This is a genomic window from Sporosarcina sp. ACRSM (assembly GCF_022346545.1).
GTDB lineage: Bacteria > Bacillota > Bacilli > Bacillales_A > Planococcaceae > Sporosarcina.
Genome location: NZ_JAKRNU010000001.1, coordinates 730,141 through 747,906, shown reverse-complemented (window position 1 = coordinate 747,906; position 17,766 = coordinate 730,141). Strand labels below are relative to the sequence as shown.

The following is a 17,766-nucleotide window of genomic DNA, read 5'->3' as shown; positions in this document are numbered from 1 at the left end:
TGAGCCGATAATAAAGAAAAAGAGGATGGAGTGAAAAAAGTGGATATTCATCGAGTGGCGAGACGCTACAAAGAAAACGATTATACAACTCTATCCAGCATCGAATATGTCCTTCGACTGATCGATGAATGCCAGCATCATGTCAGATTTTGCCGAACGGCAATCCCCTCCGATGATCGCGATGTCCTGTACGAATCTTCAGCAAAAGCCCAACAGCTCCTCTTCGAATTAATAGCCACGGTGAATGGACGGACAGCAGAAGGGGAGCGGCTCATCACTTTCTATATTTACTTAAATCAGTGCCTTGTCGGAGCTCGCCTACAGAAAAAGGCCGAACCGCTACAAGAGGTAATTGGACACCTAGAGGAAATGAAAAATGCCTGGGAAATCGCCAAGCAAAAAAGCCGCCAACAAAATTTTCAAAGCAGCTGGGTTTAAGTTGTATCTAGATTAACTATGTAGCGTTTTAATGAAACGAAGCAACGCAACGCATCCGTACGAGAACACAACGTACCGACTTAAATACATAACCAACACCACAAAAAAAGAAGAAGGCCATCCAGCCTTCTCCCATCTATCCCGCTTTAACGGGCAGTAAGACTCCCACCTCAAGACTTAAGTAAAACGATAAGGGTAGGTGGGAGATCAACTGCCCGTAAAAGCCCGATTGGTTCAACTAACAATCAGTGGGGGATGGGAACCCCCCACTGATTGAAGTTTCACTTTATCATTTCCCTTGAAACACCGGTTTCCGCTTTTCGGCAAAGGCGTTCAGCGCTTCGACGCGGTCTTCGGTCGGGATGGTGATTTCATATGCTTTTCGTTCAATGGCAAGTCCTGTCTGCAAGTCCACATTCATGCCTTGTTTGATGGCGAATTTGGCTTGTTGCAAAGCGATTGGACCGTTTGCCAGAATGGACTCCGCAAACGCGGCCGTTTCTTTTGCCAAGTCATCCGGGGATGCAATCTTGGTCACGACGCCGTAGTTGAGTGCTTCCGCCGCGGTCAGTCTGCGCGCGGTCAAAATGAGTTCCAATGCTTTTGCTTCGCCGATCAATCTCGGCAAGCGCTGTGTTCCACCGGCCCCTGGTATGATTCCGAGCCCTGTTTCCGTCAAGCCCATCAAAGCTGTATCGGCGGCAATCCGGAAATCACAAGCAAGCGCCAGCTCCATGCCTCCACCGAAAGCGAAGCCGTTCATCATCGCAATTGTCGGTTGTGGCAACTGTTCGACGGCTGAAAACACTTCGCCGATTTTATAAATATTGCGTTTCACCTGCAAATCGGTCAACGTCTTGCGCTCTTTCAAATCAGCCCCCACACTGAAAGCGCGCTCGCCAGCCCCTGTAAAGATGACGACACGGATATCCGGATTGATACGAATCGACTCCGTAATCTGTGCCAGTTCGACAAGCAAATCATAATTGAAGGCATTCATCGCTTCCGGACGGTCGAGCGTCACAAATGCCACATGTTCTCTTTGTTCATAACGCAAATTTTCCATTGTAAATCCCCCTTGTTTCTTCCATTTCCCACAATTAAAACATATCATGTATCGGACAAGGATGCTAATGTAAAAAGTTTTAAGATTCCAATAACGTCTTGTATCCTAGTTCTTTTTTGCTATACTACTGTACTAAGAGGTGAGAAAGTGCGAAGCATGGATATTTTCGTAGGCAGACAGCCGATTTTGACACAAAATGGCGACATCTATGCATACGAACTACTATATAGAAACAGCCCAGATAACTTTTTTCCGGACGTGGATGCGGACAAAGCGACAATCGAGTTACTCGTCAATACATTTTTAACAATTGGTGTCGATCAAGTCGCGGGCAAAAGTCTGTCTTTTATCAATTTCACAGGAACCTTGCTCGCCCAGGATCTGTTTTCAAGTTTGGATTCTGATAGAGTCGTCATTGAAATTTTGGAGGATGTTGAAATCACGCCCTCCCTATTGACGAAAATGCGTGCATTAAAAGCGGACGGTTTCAAACTGGCTTTGGACGACTTTATGTTACAAGAGCAACATGTCGTCTACGAAGAGCTATTCAAGCTTGTTGATTTCCTTAAAATTGACTTTTTGAACACAACGGCAGCGGAACGAAACATCCTCGAAACATACATAGGGAAATATCCAAACATCCAATTACTAGCGGAAAAAATCGAAACGAAAGAGCAGTTCAACGCCGCCAAAAAAGCCGGATACAAACTGTTCCAAGGCTATTATTTCGCCAAGCCTGAAATTATCCAAGGGGTCGAAATTCCCCAAGATGTCGGTTTGAAATTCCATATCATCCAGAAGTTAAATGAGGAGACACCGAGTGTTGAAGAAATCACAGAGCTGGTCATGCGCGACATCTCGCTATCCTATAAATTGCTACGCTATATCAATACACTTGCATTCGAAGTCCCGAAACAGATCCATTCCATTAAACAAGCACTCGTCCTAATCGGTTTACGCGAAGCGAGAAAATGGATGCAAGTCTTGGCATTACAGGAAATTGGGGAAAGGTCGAAAGCGAGGCATATTCAAGTCCTAATTGATTATTCACTGACCCGTGCGAAACTTTGCGAGCTCCTTGCAAAACGGGATGGCAAGAAAAATCCGGAAGAATATTTCCTCGCCGGCATGTTTTCGCTCATGAACGTCTTAATGCGGCGGAGTTGGGAAGAGATTTGGGCGCTGATATCCCTCTCTGATAAAGTCCAACAAACATTGAAAGGGGAATGGACGGAAATCACCCCCTATTTACAATTGGCGGAAGCGGTCGAGCGATTCGATTGGGAACGGATCTCATTTTATTCACAAACCCTTGATATCACGATAAACGAATTGAGCCAGTGTGCCCTCCAAGCGCATTGCTGGACGCAACGACTTGAATAAGAATATAGATTGCTAATTCAATCTCGTTCCGCATTTCCATTCTGACGCGTTTTGGGTAGAATAGAGAGCGGGAGTTGAGAATAATTGAAAACAGCAATTGTAACAGATAGTACAGCTTATTTACCGATCGAATTACGAGAACGATTGGACATTCATATGATTCCATTAACCGTCACATTGGACGGTGTCGCATACGAAGAGGAAATCGACTTACAAGCAACCGAATTTTACGATAAAGTGCGCGGGAACGGTCCACTGCCGAAAACATCACAGCCGCCTGTCGGGAAATTTGTCGAATTATTTGAGACGTTCAAAGAACAGTATGATGCAGTCATTTCCATCCATCTTTCCAGCGGTATTAGCGGCACATACGCCGGAGCGGTACAAGCAGGCGGCATGGTCGAAGGCATCGAAGTTTACGCATTCGATTCGGAACTGTCCTGCTATTTGCAAGGATTCTACGCCATCCGTGCCGCGGAAATGGCCCAACAAGGCGCCGCACCTGAACAAATCCTAGCCGAACTTGCAGAAATGAAACAGACGATGCGCGCCTATTTCATGGTGGACGACTTGGCCCATTTACAGCGGGGCGGCAGACTGTCGGGAGCACAAGCGTTCATTGGCGGCTTATTGCAAGTGAAACCGCTTCTGCATTTCCAAGATAAAGTGATCGTCCCATACGAAAAAATCCGAACAAGAAAAAAAGCGATGAAACGCATTGCGGACATGCTTGCTGAAGACGCGGCTACGATGAAGCTCGAAGCGTCCATCATTCACGCCAACCGACTGGAAGAAGCTGAAGCATGGCGTGCCGAATTATCCGAACAAATGCCGGACGTCCACTTCACCATCAGCCACTTCGGTCCCGTCATTGGAACCCATTTAGGCGAGGGAGCCATGGGATTGGGTTGGGTGAAAAGAAAAGTGTAAAGCGCCGACCGCCACAAATAAATGATAGAAGAAAGAGGTGTTGCAGATGACTATTTTAATTGATTCGGCAGTGCGGGATTTTCTCGCCGGCCGTATTTGGTTGCGCCTGCACACCCCTTTCCCAATAGACACCATCGACGCACAAATTGCAGCCCGCCACATCGAAATCATTCCAGGTATCACATCGACCAAAACCTATACCCGACAAATTCGCCACTTCTGCAATCGATGTGAAAATGACACTCCATCCCGCTTCACCACCTTCCACTGTGCAAAATGCCAAGGAATTTGCACGTATTGCCGTCATTGCCTGAAAATGGGACGCGTCTCCAGTTGTACGGAACTCATCATCTGGAAAGGGGAACCACCCGTCTACCCGACCACCCATACACTTGCTTGGCAAGGAACATTGACACCACGCCAACAGCAAGCTTCCAACGAATTGACTGAAAGCAATACGAAACGCATTCCACATCTGATCCATGCCGTCTGTGGCTCTGGCAAAACGGAAATCCTTTTTGAACCGATCCACAAATTATTACTGGAAGGGAAACGGATCTGCATCGCCGCGCCACGCGTCGACGTAATCTTGGAACTCGAACCACGCCTGCGCGCCGCATTCCCGAAAACGCTGATCGATGCGCTATACGGTGGGGCCACACCAACACTACAATCCGCTCAACTCATCCTAGCCACTACTCACCAGCTTTACAGATTCCGCCATGCGTTCGATGCCATTTTTGTCGACGAAGCCGATGCGTTTCCCTATACGGCAGACGAAATATTGCGACGGGCTGTCAAGAAAGCGGCAAAACCGGAAGCTCCCATCCATTTTGTGACCGCCACACCATCGGACAAACTAATCGCGGACATCAAAAAGACAGGGCAGATCTCCACTATCAATCGTCGCTATCATGGCCATCCATTGCCTGTGCCGCGCTATGATTCACTATGGAATTACGCAAAGCAGATCCAAAAAGGCAAGCTGCCGAAAAAACTCATCGATTGGACGACCGCACGACTCGCTCAACAAGAACCTTTCCTCATCTTTTTCCATCACATCGGGCTCATGGAAGAAGCGGAGCCTTTATTCCAACAACTCGATGCGCGTATCCGAGCCGTCCATGCCTCGCATCCAGACCGGAAAGAACATGTCCAAGCGCTGCGCAATAAAGAACTGCCTGGTCTGCTGACAACGACCATTCTGGAACGCGGCATCACGATCCCCAATGTCCAAGTAGCCGTTGTCGGGGCGGAACAACTGATTTTCAATAAAGGCGCACTCATCCAAATCGGTGGCCGTGTCGGACGCGCTATCCAGCACCCGACCGGTGATTTCGTCCTTTTCCATCATGGTATCACCTATGCGATGGATGACGCGAAAAACGAAATCATCCGATTGAATAAAGGAGAATTCACATGAACGAATGCCTTCTCTGCCAACAGCCCATCGCTTCCACGGCAACTTGGAAAGGATTACTCGGCCTCGAAAAAGAAAAGGAAATTTGCCAACACTGTTCAAAAAACTTCCAACGTGCCGACATAAAAGATAAGGATGACGTTCTTGACAGCATCACATCATTGTACGCGTATAACGAAGCGATGCAGGACTATCTCCATCAGTTCAAATTTCTGCAAGATGTCGCACTCGCTACTATTTTTGCAGATGAATTGCGCGGCCACTTAACCGGCAACGCCACAATCGTGCCGATTCCGATGCATCCGGAAAAAAAGCGTGAACGGACTTTTGCGCATATCGATGAACTGTTAACAGCGGCGCGCATCCCATTCATCCATCTGCTTGAGAAGACAGACACCGGATCGATGGGTGAAAAAACGAAGCAACAACGCTTGGCGATGAAACCGTTATTTACAATAAAACCGGGAACTAACATTCGACCTGGAACGTATTTACTAGTAGACGATATTTACACAACCGGCACAACGCTCCGCCATGCGGCAACCGCCTTGAAACAAGCAGGCGCGATCCGCGTCGAGGCGGTTACACTGATCCGTGCCGGACGATAAAAGTGGAAGGGGAAAGACTATGGCTGAATTACGAGATTGCCCGACATGTGGGGATTTTTTCAACTACACAGGCATACGGGACGTCTGTGCGAAATGTGCGGCGAACGAAGAGAAAATGTACGAGGAAGTGTACCGCTTCTTAAGAAGGCGTGAAAACCGTGCAGCGACAATTGAACGGATTGTCGAAGTGACTGGCGTCACCGAAACACTTCTACATAAATGGGTCCGAAAAGGGCGCCTGCAACCTGCGTTATTCCCAAACCTCGGTTACCCGTGTGACAATTGCGGCAAACTGACAACGAAAGGGAAGCTATGTGATCGTTGTACGGCCGACATTAAAAATGAACTGCGCACATTCGAGGCGGCAAAAGAATTCAGGGACAACCTCGAAGCCCAAAATCGAGGGACCTATCTCGCAGACCGCAAACCTGAATAAGGGAAAAACCGGTGCTTTTTGAGCTATCCGGTTTTTTCGTTCCAAAGACACTAAACGTTCACTAATTTCGACCGACATAAAGAGTAGACACTTAGCGAAAGCGTATACTATTAGAAAAGCGTAAGGCGCCTACTTAGACGCGACAGGCATAAGTAGATCAAGCGACGTGGCGGTTTTTGCCATATAGCTGGATTGCTATTAAGGAACGCAGTCTAAATTCGCCGCGTCCTGCGGCAACGACTGCGTGACCCACATCCTGTGGGCCTCCGAGCGGCTGGCGCCTGAAGCCTAGACACCGATGGAAGAAAATCGAAAGGAGTGAGATATATGAAAATCAATCGAATCAATCTGCCGGCCGTAAACCCTTACAAAGCAAACCAGTTGAAAGCTGAACAAGCTGAACAGCAAAACAAGTTGAAAACCGACAAACTCGAAATTTCATCGAAAGCGAAGCAACTGTCGGAAATGTCGCCTATCGCTACAGAGCGCAATGAACGCGTCCAACAGCTGAAAAAGCAAGTCGAATCGGGCACGTACCAAGTGGATGCCGATCAACTCGCTTCCAATCTTGTGAAATACTTCAAAAAGTAAAGGCGGTGTATGAGCATGTCCATCACAACGATCCTGTCGACCATCGACAGCCTCGAAAAACTGCATAAGAGCTTATTACGTCTTGCCATTGACAAGACAGCCCTTATTAAAAGCGGGGACATGGCAGGGCTCGATCAGATGCTGAAAGACGAGCAAGCCCATTTGGCCGCCATCGTCCAGATGGACAACGCAAGACAGCGTGCCGTCGCGCAATACCTGGCCGATCAAGGAAGATCCGTGCCTGCGGAACCGACCGTATCCGACCTGCTCGAAGCCGCACCCGAGGCGGACAAACAACGCCTAGAGGAGGCGAGGGACCGTCTCCTGCATGCGATTCATGAATTGAAATGGCAAAACGACCTGAACCAGAAACTGACCTACCAATCCCTTCAGTTCGTGAATCTATCGCTGGACATGGTCCGGCCACGCCCGGAATCGGTCAACTACTCAAAAACAGAAATTAGCGGAAACAATGCATCGAAAGCCCGAACGACTTTTGATACAAATGCCTAGGGGGTAAAACAATGTCCACATTCATGGGACTCGAAACAAGCAAACGCGGCCTGTTCACACAACAATCCGCGCTCTATACAACCGGACACAATATCTCTAACGCCAACACACTCGGCTACTCACGCCAACGCGTCAACATGCAAGCGACACCCGGATTCCCAGGCGTCGGCCTCAACGCCGGCACCATGCCCGGCTTCCTCGGAACCGGCGTCGAAGCCGGCTCTATCCAACGGATCCGCGACTCCTTCGTCGACCAGCAGTTCAGACAGGAATCGAATAAGCTTGGCTATTGGGAGTCCAGATCACAAGCGATTTCGCAGATGGAAGATGTTCTTGCAGAACCATCCGCCTATGGCTTGCAACAATCACTGAGCGAATTCTGGTCATCCTTACAAACACTTGCGACAAATCCCGAAAACGGTGGTGCACGCGCAGTCGTTATCCAACGAGGTGAAGCGGTAGCTGATTCATTCAACTATATCCATAAATCTTTATCGGAAATTCAAACAAATCTAGGCCAGGAAATCGGTGTTTCTGCAACAGCGATAAACTCCATCCTACAGCAAATTGGAGATCTAAATCGTCAAATTTCAGAAGTGGAACCTAATGGTTATATGCCGAATGATTTGTATGATGCGCGGGATATGTTACTAGATGAACTCTCGACTTACGTACCAATTGAAACATCGTATGAAAAATCAGGTGGCCGTGCCTTAGCGATTGCAGAAGGTACGGTAACTGTGAAAATTAAAACGAATGGTGACCCTATCACAGTAGTCTCCGGGAAATCCTATTCGGAGATATCGGTAAACGGTGCTGATGCGGATGGAAACCCAACTGGCCCAATGACAGGCTTCACTTTTACAGGCGGTCCAGCAGATGGTGATAGTTTGACAGTGGATAACATGCAGGTTGCAGGAAAACTTAGATCCCTTATTGATTCGTATGGCTACGATGATGGAAGTGTAAACGGGAAAGGTCTGTATCCTGATATGATTGCTGAATTGAATAAAATGGCTGCTGTCTTTATCGATGAGTTCAATCAAATACATGCAGCTGGTGAGCCGCTTCCAGTTCCTGAAGGAGAGACTCCTAGAGTCAAAGAAGACGATTTCTTTGAAGGAACAGATGCAGCAACGATTACAGTCAATGCCAATATTGTCGATGACCCAGGAAAAATAAATGCTTCAAATGCAGAAAATGAAGCTGGAAACGGTAAAAATGCACAGGCTTTATCAGAAGCTCAATTCAAACCTTTAACTGGTTTGGGCGGCTCCACTATCCAAACCTATTACTCCGGCGTTATCGGCAAGCTGGGTGTCGAAGGTCAACAAGCCGAAAAACTTGTATTTAACACGGCTACATTACTAGGGGCAGTCTCCCATCGCCGGGACTCCATCAGTTCCGTTTCACTCGACGAGGAAATGACGGATATGATTAGATTTCAGCAAGCATACAACGCTTCTGCCAGAATGATCACTGTGGTAGACGAAACACTCGACAAAATCATTAACGGAATGGGCACCGTAGGTAGATAAGAAGGAGGAACCAATTAAATGCGTGTAACACAATCAATGCTTTCCAACAACATGCTCCGTAACTTATCGACGAGCTACAATAAAATGGGCAAGCTGCAAGAACAGCTGAACACCGGTAAAAAAGTGAACCGTCCATCAGACGATCCCGTCGTTGTCATGAAAGGCATGGGCTACCGGATGCAAGTCGATAAAGTCGCCACTTACCAGAAAAATCTAGGCGAAGTGCACAACTGGCTAGACAGCTCAGATGACGCGCTTGACGGCGTTGGGCAAGTTTTGCATCGTGCGAAAGAACTTGTAACGAATGCGGCGAATACGGGAGCAATGACACCTGGGGATCGTGACAAGATCAAGATCGAATTGGATCAGCTTCGTGAGCAAATAAAAGATTTGGCTAATACAAAAGTCGGGGATAAATATATCTTTAGTGGAACGAAAACAGATACCCCTGTTTATGGAGAAAATGGTTTTCCGACCGATCAAGCAACTTTAGATGCATTTGACAAAACTGTTGAGATAGAAGTATTTGATGGCGTAAGTTTGAATGTAAACTCAAATGCTGCGGCAATGTTCAAGAAAATCGACGACTTATTTGAAGAAATCGATAATATTGGCGATGATGGGGCCGGTTTCAGTGAGGCGTTATCTAAAATTGATGAGCAAATGGATGCGATCCTAACAGCTCGCGCAGATATTGGAGCCCGCTCCAACCGTGCTGAGCTGATGCAAAACCGTCTTGAAATGCAAGAAGGCGCTGCGAAAAAACAGCAATCTGAAAATGAGGATATCGACTATGAAAAAGTGATCACTGAAATGATCACTCAAGAATCGATTCATCGTGCTGCCCTTTCAGTAGGCGCACGGATCATCCAGCCATCACTTGTAGACTTTTTACGTTAATCAATATTCAAGGCGTTTGGATATTTTTCCTGCGCCTTGCTAAAAGGTGAAGCCAATGAACATCCCACAATTACAAATTCAAACAACACGTGGCATTTTAGGACTTCAGATCGACAAACCAATCCAAGAAATTGAGCAGCCAAAAGCAACACTCACTCAGGAACAACCCGCCGCCATCTTGGAAATGTCCACGGTGAGACCTCAACTTTCTTTAGATACAACAGAAGTTCGTGCGGACGTTGATTTGAAAAGTCCGCTAAGACGTTCTGCCGAAAATGCCCAATACGGACATCAAATTGTCATGGAAGGCATCGCACGCCGGGCGCAAGAAGGTCAACAACTTGTTCGTATCGAAAACGGTGGAAATCCAATCGTTGACATTGCCAAACAGAATGGCACACCACCACCAAAACAAATGGACATCCGTTTTGTCGGCGACCGAACGAAAATTCAAATGGCTTTCCAACCGGGCTCACTCAGTATCCATGCAACACCCCAAAAGGCCATCAACAATGTCCAAATCAATAAACCTATTCACAACTATACGCAAGGCAAAGTAACCGGTGTAATGGAACAATATCCTTCCATACAAATTGATTGGAAGTTATGAAGAACGTCATCCAATACGTTCTTTTTTTATGCAGGAAAACAGCAACATGCTATGCTATTTCATAAGAAAATAGTTAAAACCATTACTAGAAATCCCATCAAAGGAGCGACAAGCATGAACATCCAAACAAAATTCCACGGTGAACTTGAAATCCATCCCGACCAACTATGGGATTTTCCAAAAGGAATTCCAGGCTTCGAAGATGAAAACCAATTCGCTCTTCTTTCAATAGAAGGTAACAGCGCATTTCAAGTGCTCCAATCCATGACAACACCTGAAGTCGCCTTTATCGTCGCAAACCCATATAACCTCGTCGAAAACTACTCATTTGATATTGACGAACCAACCATTGACTTGTTAAACATTGAAAAAGAAGAAGTTGTCTTTGTTCTCGGTGTCATTTCACTAAAAGATCCATTCGAAACATCAACGATTAACTTACAAGCTCCACTTATTTTCCAAACTAACACTAAAAAAGCAAAACAAATGATCCTAAACGACAACAAATTCTCTTTGCGCCACCCAATCGGTAATCAAGTCACAGCAACAGAAGGGAAGGCCTAACCTATGCTCGTACTTTCTCGAAAAGCAAACGGAACAATTAAAATCGGTGACAACATTGAAATTCGTATCCTAGAAGTGAAGGGTGACACCGTTCGCATCGGCATCGAAGCACCAAAATCCGTCGATATCTTACGTGGTGAACTCATCCACTCCATTTCAGAATCAAACTCAGAAGCCCTAACACTCGACGCTACACTCTTTTCACGACTGACAAATAAAACCACAGAATGAATCTGAAACCCCAAGCGGTGCCAAGCACTGAGATCCATCCGTATTCTACAGCGAAATGTGTCAATACGTAGCACCTAGAGAACAAGAGATATTTAGAGTCTGGCTATTATCCTAGCTTCAAAAAGTTCTACAAAAACTTTCCCATTTCTACTAAACATCCCAACAACCAATCCGATATTATTACTGTAAGCGGCAGTCAATAGTTCGGCCGGCTCTTGACTCCGCAAACAATACTACTTATTCGGCTCACAAGGACGTGACCCGAACATACACACTCAAGGAGGAAACAAACAATGAGAATTAACCACAACATCGCGGCACTTAACACACACCGCCAACTAGGTGCTAACAACACACAGGCATCTAAAAACCTAGAAAAACTATCTTCAGGTCTTAAAATCAACCGTGCAGGAGACGACGCAGCAGGACTTGCAATCTCCGAAAAAATGCGTGGTCAAATCCGTGGTTTGGATATGGCTTCTAAAAATGCACAAGACGGTATCTCTTTGATCCAAACTGCTGAAGGTGCATTGAACGAAACACATGCTATTCTTCAACGGATGAGAGAATTAGCTGTACAATCCGCAAATGATACAAATGATAATGATACTGATAGAGCTGCGATTCAAAAAGAAGTAGACCAGCTTGCTAAAGAAATTACTCGTATTTCTGAAACTACTCAGTTTAATGGAAAAACATTAATGAACGGTTCATTTGCATCAACTGGCGGTTCGGCACTAACATTCCATATCGGGGCTAACAAAGATCAGGACGTAACATTGAATATTTCTAAAATGGATGCTACATCACTTTCAGTTGGTACTGGAGACAGTAAAACAGGATCAGGTATTGATGTTAGTACTCAAGCTGCAGCTAATACGGCTATCGAAACTATCAATGAAGCGATTAAAACTGTTGCTACTGAACGTTCTAATCTTGGTGCTATGCAAAACCGACTTGAGCATACAATCAACAACTTAGGCACTTCTTCAGAGAACCTAACTGCGGCTGAATCACGTATCCGTGACGTTGATATGGCTAAGGAAATGATGGAGTTCACTAAGAACAACATCTTGACTCAAGCTGCCCAAGCAATGCTAGCTCAAGCAAATCAGCAACCGCAAGGCGTTCTGCAATTGCTACGTTAAAAAAATAACCTATCTCTTTTTAGAGGTAGGTTCATCAAAAAAGTCGTACTCAACCAGTACGACTTTTTTGATGAACCTACATTGTTACGGGAGTGAGATATATGAAACCAATTCTTTCTATATGTATGATTGTTAAAAATGAAGAAAAAGTTCTGAGTAGATGTCTTGATTCGATAAGTGGAATAGCTGATGAAATAATTATAGTGGATACAGGTTCCAACGACCAATCAAAAGAAATTGCACTTCGATATACTAATAATGTGTATGACTTTGAATGGGTAGACGATTTTTCAAAAGCTAGGAACTATGCAGCTTCAAAAGCAACAGGCGAATGGATTTTTGCTATAGATGCAGACGAATTTGTGGAAAGAGAGAGTTTTCAAAAGCTGAAGGTTGAATTAGTAGAAAAGCCACCAAAGTTCAATATAATCGGTGTTCAAATTGTTAGTTTTGTTGGACAAAATGGTGAAAATACTTCATTAAATTATCACGAACGGTTATATAAAAATAACGGTGATATTTCTTACTACAGAAACGTACATGAAATATTAGCACATGTTGATTCGAAAGAAAACAAAGGGACAATTGATTTTCAGCTTTTTCATTCAGGATACTTGGCAGATGTAATGAATGAAAAAAATAAATTTGAAAGAAATTTGAATTTATTGCTAAATAAAAAAGAAAAAGAACCAATGGACTACTTTTTTATTGGAAATGAATATAGAAACTTGGAAGAATTAGATAAGGCTATTACTTACTATCAAAAAGCATATACTTTAAAACCGGATATGTATTTAGATTGGGTAAAAAAGCTTCTTTTATATCTGGCAGAAACATTACATAGAAGCAAGAGAGATGAGGAAGCTTTAGAAATACTAGAATCTTGCGAGAAAATATATCCTAACCTTGTAGATTTTAAGTTTTATAAAGGGGCTATCTATTTTGATAAAAAGCAATATAAACGTTCTAAGAAAATATTTGAAGATATTTTATTACAGAAAGGTAATCTGGTTTCAGACACTAGTATTGACTTTTTAGAATTATCACCACTTAGATATCTTGGAGAAATATATGAAAAAGAAAATGAACTCCACAAGGCAGTTCAAAGTTATTCAAAAGCGCTGTCCTTAAATGAGTCAGATGATAAACTATGGATAAAATTGATTACCTTGCTTGGGAAATATTCTTCACTAAAGGATTTATCTGACTTTCTGAATAATAATATGGTGAATAAAACAACTATGAACCCGGTGAGAATATCAAAAATCTTGCTCTCTGTTCCAATCATAAATGTTCAAAAGTTAAGTCGTTCCTTTTTAGATAATCCAGCGCTTACAACTAGTGAAAATGAAGCTCTTTTGATGAAAAATTTACAGTTGGATGAATGTAGTGAAGAAGTTATTGATACGCTTATAAAGAAAAATCCTCAAGAAATCGTTTCGCTACTTGCGACCGGCATTTTTAGTATTGTTGATTTTATTCTTTTGACTTTGAATACTAAAAATAGTGTATTTGAAGAGTTTCTTTACAAGATAAAGTATGATCAGCCGTTAGAAAACTTATACAATATGCTTTTTAAGAAAAAAAATAAAAAGCTTACAATTTTGGAAGAGAATTTTTTTGTTTCAGTATTTAAGCAGGCTGTAGTCTTGGATTCAAAAGAAGTACTGTCGGTAATGAATGGAAGAAAATCATTTCTTAGTAAAGAAACTAGAAATAAACTTAATAAAATATAATATAGAAGATAATAGATTTGAAAAAGGAGTCATTGAATGAGGCATCATATTCGTAATCAAATGATAGAGTTAGCTTTAACAATTAAGGAAGGAGGGCAATATATAAAAAAAGCAGAAACTTCAAATGCTATCCTAGTCTCTGAAGATTGTCATACTGCCCTTGAATCTATAAAACGAAATTTAGAGGAAGGTTTGACAGAGACAAGCTACTTAAATTATAAAACAATCATTATAACTGCACAAAATGCGTTGACATCAGCAGTTGAGAATAAAAAGTATGAAAAAAGTCCTTCAAAAGATATTCGAGAGTTTTGTAAAGCTTTAAAAACACTGATAAAAGAGCTGAAAGATGAATCGGAAGTTAAATTGGAGGTACTATTCATTCCTTATAAATATTCCATGTGGGACTCCTTGGAAAGTATATGGCTGTCAGCAGAGGACGATCCGAAATGTAATAGTTATGTAATGCCTATACCCTACTATGAACGTGATTCACAAGGATTACTCAAGCAATTTAATTATGAGGGAGAGCATTTTCTAACCAATAATGTACCCATAGTTTCTTATAAGGAGTATGATATTGCAAAACGAAGACCAGACGTAATCTATTTTCATAATCCGTACGATGGAAACAATCTCATTACTTCGGTTTCGCCCGAATTTTACTCAGATAGATTAAAACAATATACGGATATGTTAGTTTATGTTCCGTATTTTATAGCGGGTGCTTATAGAAAGGCTGAGGATGCTGCATCCAAATGTGTAACAAATGGAGTATTAAATGCAACTAAAGTTATTGTTCAATCAGAGGTTTTAAAAGAAATTTATATTGAAAATGGAATTAAACCTGATAAAGTAGTAGCTTTGGGTTCACCTAAAATAGATGCAATTTTAAATCTGCTGCATATTAATCAAATTCCTAAAGAATGGGAGGAGATAATAAGAGGAAAAAAGATTATTTTGTTAAATAGTAGCTTAGCAAGGCTCTTAAATACACGTGATTATATGAAAGAGTTAAAAAGTACAATAGAAGTAATTCTTGAAGGTGGGGAAAATGTTCTTATTTGGCGTCCTCACCCGTTAATGCATGCAACAATCTCATCTATGCGACCAGAGTTAGAGGAAGAGTTCGAAATTCTGAAAAATTTCATCTTGAATAGTGAAAATGCAATCTTGGATGAAAGTGAGAAGGCGGCTTCTGCTATACAAGCTTCAGATGCGATGATATCAGATGGAAGCTCATTAATTCGTACGTATATTGTGACTGGGAAGCCAATCCTTTCCTTAGAAAGTTCCAAATATGTTAAGGAAGAAGTTTTACTGAGTTCCGATGTTTACTCTTGCTACTTCTCTAATGATGGGATATCTATTAGTAAATTCATTGAAATGGTAAATAATGAACAAGATCCAATGCAGAAACAAAGAATAAAAGATTATAAGAATTCGATAGTCAATTCTAATGGGGACTGTGGTTATAAGATCTATTCTTACATAAAGGGATTATCTTGCACTATCAACTAATTGTTGCGTGAATATATATTCTCGTTATTATGATTTTTTATAGAAAGGTTTTTTTATGAAAAAGAAAATTGCTTTGGTCGGATTGAATAATTTTAATAACATGGGTGATCAAGTCATTGCAGAAACGACACAATATCTAGTTCGAAAAAACGGAGATGGTTTTGTTGAAACATTCTTTGTGGATATTGCCCCGTATGATTCTTTTTGTAAAATTCATTTACCGACTAGATTAAAATGCTTTAACTTACTGAAGACACTAGAATCACTAAAATTCATTAAGAAATCTAAGACCGTATTCTATTATGTTCAGTACTTCGCATGGTGGATAAAATTATATCAATATTATAAAGAACAACTTGAGCATGCTGATGCTATTATTTTTTCTGGGGGAGGTTTTATCAAGTTTAAAACACAAGAATTGAATTATTTAGTAGATATGATTACTAAAATAGCAAAGAAAAAAGGTATTCCAGTAATGCTAAATGCTGTTGGTGTAGAGGGATATGATTCGGAAGATCCAAGGTGTCAAAAGCTGAAAAAAGCTATCAATAGATCTTGTGTGAAGGTTATAACGACTCGAGATAATTTATATTTATTAAATGAGAAATATCTTAGCAATAAATCAATCGTGACGGCTTTAGCAGGCGATCCGGCTTTCTATATTCCGGAATGTTATAATATTACGAAGAAGGAAAGTTGTTTTATAGGAATAGGAGTTATAAGAAAGGACATTTTTTTGAGATATGGCATTTATTTTACCGAAGAACAAATGTTTGATCTATATCAGAAAATTATTGAAGAACTAGATCATAGAGGTATTCGCTGGAAAATATTTTCAAATGGTTTTACGTCTGATTATCAGTTTGCTGAGGAATTATTGGAGAGAATGAACATCGATAAATCTAAGCTTTTGGCTAGACCAGAAAATACTGTTGAATTTGTTAATTCAGTTGCACAGTTTAATGGTATTATCGGTGCTCGTTTACATGCATGTATTACTGCCTACTCATTGGATATCCCAGCAATTGGTTTAATATGGAATGAAAAAGTAAGAATGTTTGGCGAGTTAATTGGAAAAAATGCTAACTATGTTAGCGTGGAGCAAATTAATGCTAAATATATTGTAGATTTATTACAAAAAGAGCTGAAATCCAATTATGATCATGCTAAAAGACTAAAGCTAATGAGAGAAACCGATAAATATTTGAATGGCTTTATTAATTTGATAAAATGAGTTTTTAAAAAAAGAGGAATACTATGCGATATAAAATGAGGGCATGTATAAAAAACATAGAACCGACTGTTGAAGAAATAAGAAAAATGCAGAAGATTATGCTGGAAATGTTGGTGGAATTCGATAGAATTTGCAGGAAGTATGATATTCCATATTCACTTGATGGAGGTACTTTTTTAGGAGCGGTAAGACATAAAGGTTTTATACCTTGGGATCCGGATGCCGATATTGTCATTATGAGGGAAGATTACAACCGCTTTTTTGAAGCATGTAAGATGGAACTGGATCATGATCGATTTTTTTTGCAGGATTATAAGACAGATGAACATTATCGCTGGGGATATGCACGTTTATTACGAAAGGGGACTTCATATGTGCGTGCTGGTCACGAGCATATGAAGTCAAAAAACGGGGTTTTTATTGACGTTTTCACGATGGATTCTGTTCCAGATAATTATGTGCTACGGCGTATTCATCGTTTTCTATGTTTTTGCATCAGACGCACTTTATGGTCAGAAGTCGGAAAAAAAGTACATCCTAATTATTTAAAACGAATATGGTATTTGCTTATATCTAAATTACCAAAAAACAAAGTATTCAAATATAGAAATATGTTAGCAAACCAATGTAATCTAAATCAACAATCGGACTTAATACGGCATATGTGCTCACCCCATCCTAAAGGGAATGTTTACGGATTTCCAAGGAAACTCTTTGCTGAGCTTGTTGAATATGAATTTGAAGGTCATAATTTTTTTGCATTTGCTGAATTTGATTGGTATCTGAAATCGATTTATGGAGATTATATGACTCCGCCACCTGAAAATGAAAGAACGAGTCATATCCCATGTTCTAGTTTTAAGCTTACTGAACCAATTTTTACTGAAGGGAAACACTAA

The 17,766-nt window shown here is 41.9% G+C and carries 19 protein-coding genes; 18 read left to right on the top strand and 1 reads right to left on the bottom strand.

From position 1 onward, the window contains the following. The first annotated feature begins 39 nt into the window (after positions 1-39). Positions 40-438: a flagellar export chaperone FliS gene (locus MHZ95_RS03575; protein WP_239389114.1), complete on the top strand. Its 399-nt coding sequence runs from the start codon at positions 40-42 to the stop codon at positions 436-438. Positions 439-727: 289 nt separating this feature from the next. Here MHZ95_RS03575 and MHZ95_RS03570 read toward each other — a convergent pair whose 3' ends face one another. Further along, positions 728-1,504, bottom strand: a complete 777-nt coding sequence (locus MHZ95_RS03570; RefSeq protein ID WP_239389113.1) for an enoyl-CoA hydratase-related protein — start codon at positions 1,502-1,504, stop codon at positions 728-730. 156 nt (positions 1,505-1,660) lie between these two features. On the opposite strand from MHZ95_RS03570, the gene MHZ95_RS03565 reads away from it, so the two are divergent. From MHZ95_RS03565 to MHZ95_RS03485, 17 genes are all read left to right on the top strand, one after another. Then, positions 1,661-2,887 (top strand): EAL and HDOD domain-containing protein, encoded by a 1,227-nt coding sequence (locus MHZ95_RS03565; protein WP_239389199.1) that lies wholly within the window; start codon positions 1,661-1,663, stop codon positions 2,885-2,887. Between the two features lie 84 nt (positions 2,888-2,971). Beyond that, entirely contained in the window at positions 2,972-3,817 is an 846-nt protein-coding gene (locus MHZ95_RS03560; protein ID WP_239389112.1) for a DegV family protein, read from the top strand. Positions 3,818-3,863: 46 nt separating this feature from the next. Further along, positions 3,864-5,240 (top strand): ATP-dependent helicase ComFA, encoded by a 1,377-nt coding sequence (locus MHZ95_RS03555; protein ID WP_239389111.1) that lies wholly within the window; start codon positions 3,864-3,866, stop codon positions 5,238-5,240. Continuing rightward, positions 5,237-5,845 (top strand): ComF family protein, encoded by a 609-nt coding sequence (locus tag MHZ95_RS03550; RefSeq protein ID WP_239389110.1) that lies wholly within the window; start codon positions 5,237-5,239, stop codon positions 5,843-5,845. The genes MHZ95_RS03555 and MHZ95_RS03550 overlap by 4 nt, the downstream gene beginning before the upstream one ends. Before the next feature lie 19 nt (positions 5,846-5,864). After that, the gene (locus tag MHZ95_RS03545) at positions 5,865-6,281 is read left to right on the top strand and encodes a TIGR03826 family flagellar region protein (protein WP_239389109.1); all 417 of its coding nucleotides are present in this window, start codon (positions 5,865-5,867) and stop codon (positions 6,279-6,281) included. Between the two features lie 327 nt (positions 6,282-6,608). Then, positions 6,609-6,872 (top strand): flagellar biosynthesis anti-sigma factor FlgM, encoded by a 264-nt coding sequence (gene flgM, locus MHZ95_RS03540; protein WP_239389108.1) that lies wholly within the window; start codon positions 6,609-6,611, stop codon positions 6,870-6,872. Positions 6,873-6,887: 15 nt separating this feature from the next. Next, a complete protein-coding gene (locus tag MHZ95_RS03535) occupies positions 6,888-7,385 on the top strand; it encodes a flagellar protein FlgN (RefSeq protein WP_239389107.1) in 498 nt (165 codons plus the stop codon). An 11-nt stretch (positions 7,386-7,396) separates the two neighbouring features. Next, positions 7,397-8,923, top strand: a complete 1,527-nt coding sequence (gene flgK / locus MHZ95_RS03530; RefSeq protein ID WP_239389106.1) for a flagellar hook-associated protein FlgK — start codon at positions 7,397-7,399, stop codon at positions 8,921-8,923. Between the two features lie 18 nt (positions 8,924-8,941). After that, positions 8,942-9,823, top strand: a complete 882-nt coding sequence (gene flgL / locus MHZ95_RS03525; RefSeq protein ID WP_239389105.1) for a flagellar hook-associated protein FlgL — start codon at positions 8,942-8,944, stop codon at positions 9,821-9,823. 55 nt (positions 9,824-9,878) lie between these two features. Further along, complete coding sequence (locus tag MHZ95_RS03520) at positions 9,879-10,433, top strand: DUF6470 family protein (RefSeq protein WP_239389104.1); 555 nt, start codon at positions 9,879-9,881, stop codon at positions 10,431-10,433. A 114-nt stretch (positions 10,434-10,547) separates the two neighbouring features. Further along, the gene (gene fliW / locus MHZ95_RS03515; RefSeq protein WP_239389103.1) at positions 10,548-10,997 is read left to right on the top strand and encodes a flagellar assembly protein FliW; all 450 of its coding nucleotides are present in this window, start codon (positions 10,548-10,550) and stop codon (positions 10,995-10,997) included. 3 nt (positions 10,998-11,000) lie between these two features. Beyond that, entirely contained in the window at positions 11,001-11,228 is a 228-nt protein-coding gene (gene csrA / locus MHZ95_RS03510; RefSeq protein ID WP_239389102.1) for a carbon storage regulator CsrA, read from the top strand. Between the two features lie 293 nt (positions 11,229-11,521). Then, positions 11,522-12,376, top strand: a complete 855-nt coding sequence (hag, locus tag MHZ95_RS03505) for a flagellin Hag (RefSeq protein ID WP_239389101.1) — start codon at positions 11,522-11,524, stop codon at positions 12,374-12,376. Positions 12,377-12,477: 101 nt separating this feature from the next. Continuing rightward, complete coding sequence (locus tag MHZ95_RS03500; protein WP_239389100.1) at positions 12,478-14,112, top strand: glycosyltransferase; 1,635 nt, start codon at positions 12,478-12,480, stop codon at positions 14,110-14,112. A gap of 36 nt (positions 14,113-14,148) precedes the next feature. Further along, positions 14,149-15,633: a CDP-glycerol glycerophosphotransferase family protein gene (locus MHZ95_RS03495; RefSeq protein WP_239389099.1), complete on the top strand. Its 1,485-nt coding sequence runs from the start codon at positions 14,149-14,151 to the stop codon at positions 15,631-15,633. A 55-nt stretch (positions 15,634-15,688) separates the two neighbouring features. Further along, on the top strand, positions 15,689-16,867 hold the full coding sequence (locus MHZ95_RS03490) for a polysaccharide pyruvyl transferase family protein (RefSeq protein WP_239389098.1): 1,179 nt from the start codon (positions 15,689-15,691) through the stop codon (positions 16,865-16,867). Between the two features lie 23 nt (positions 16,868-16,890). Then, on the top strand, positions 16,891-17,766 hold the full coding sequence (locus MHZ95_RS03485; RefSeq protein WP_239389097.1) for a LicD family protein: 876 nt from the start codon (positions 16,891-16,893) through the stop codon (positions 17,764-17,766).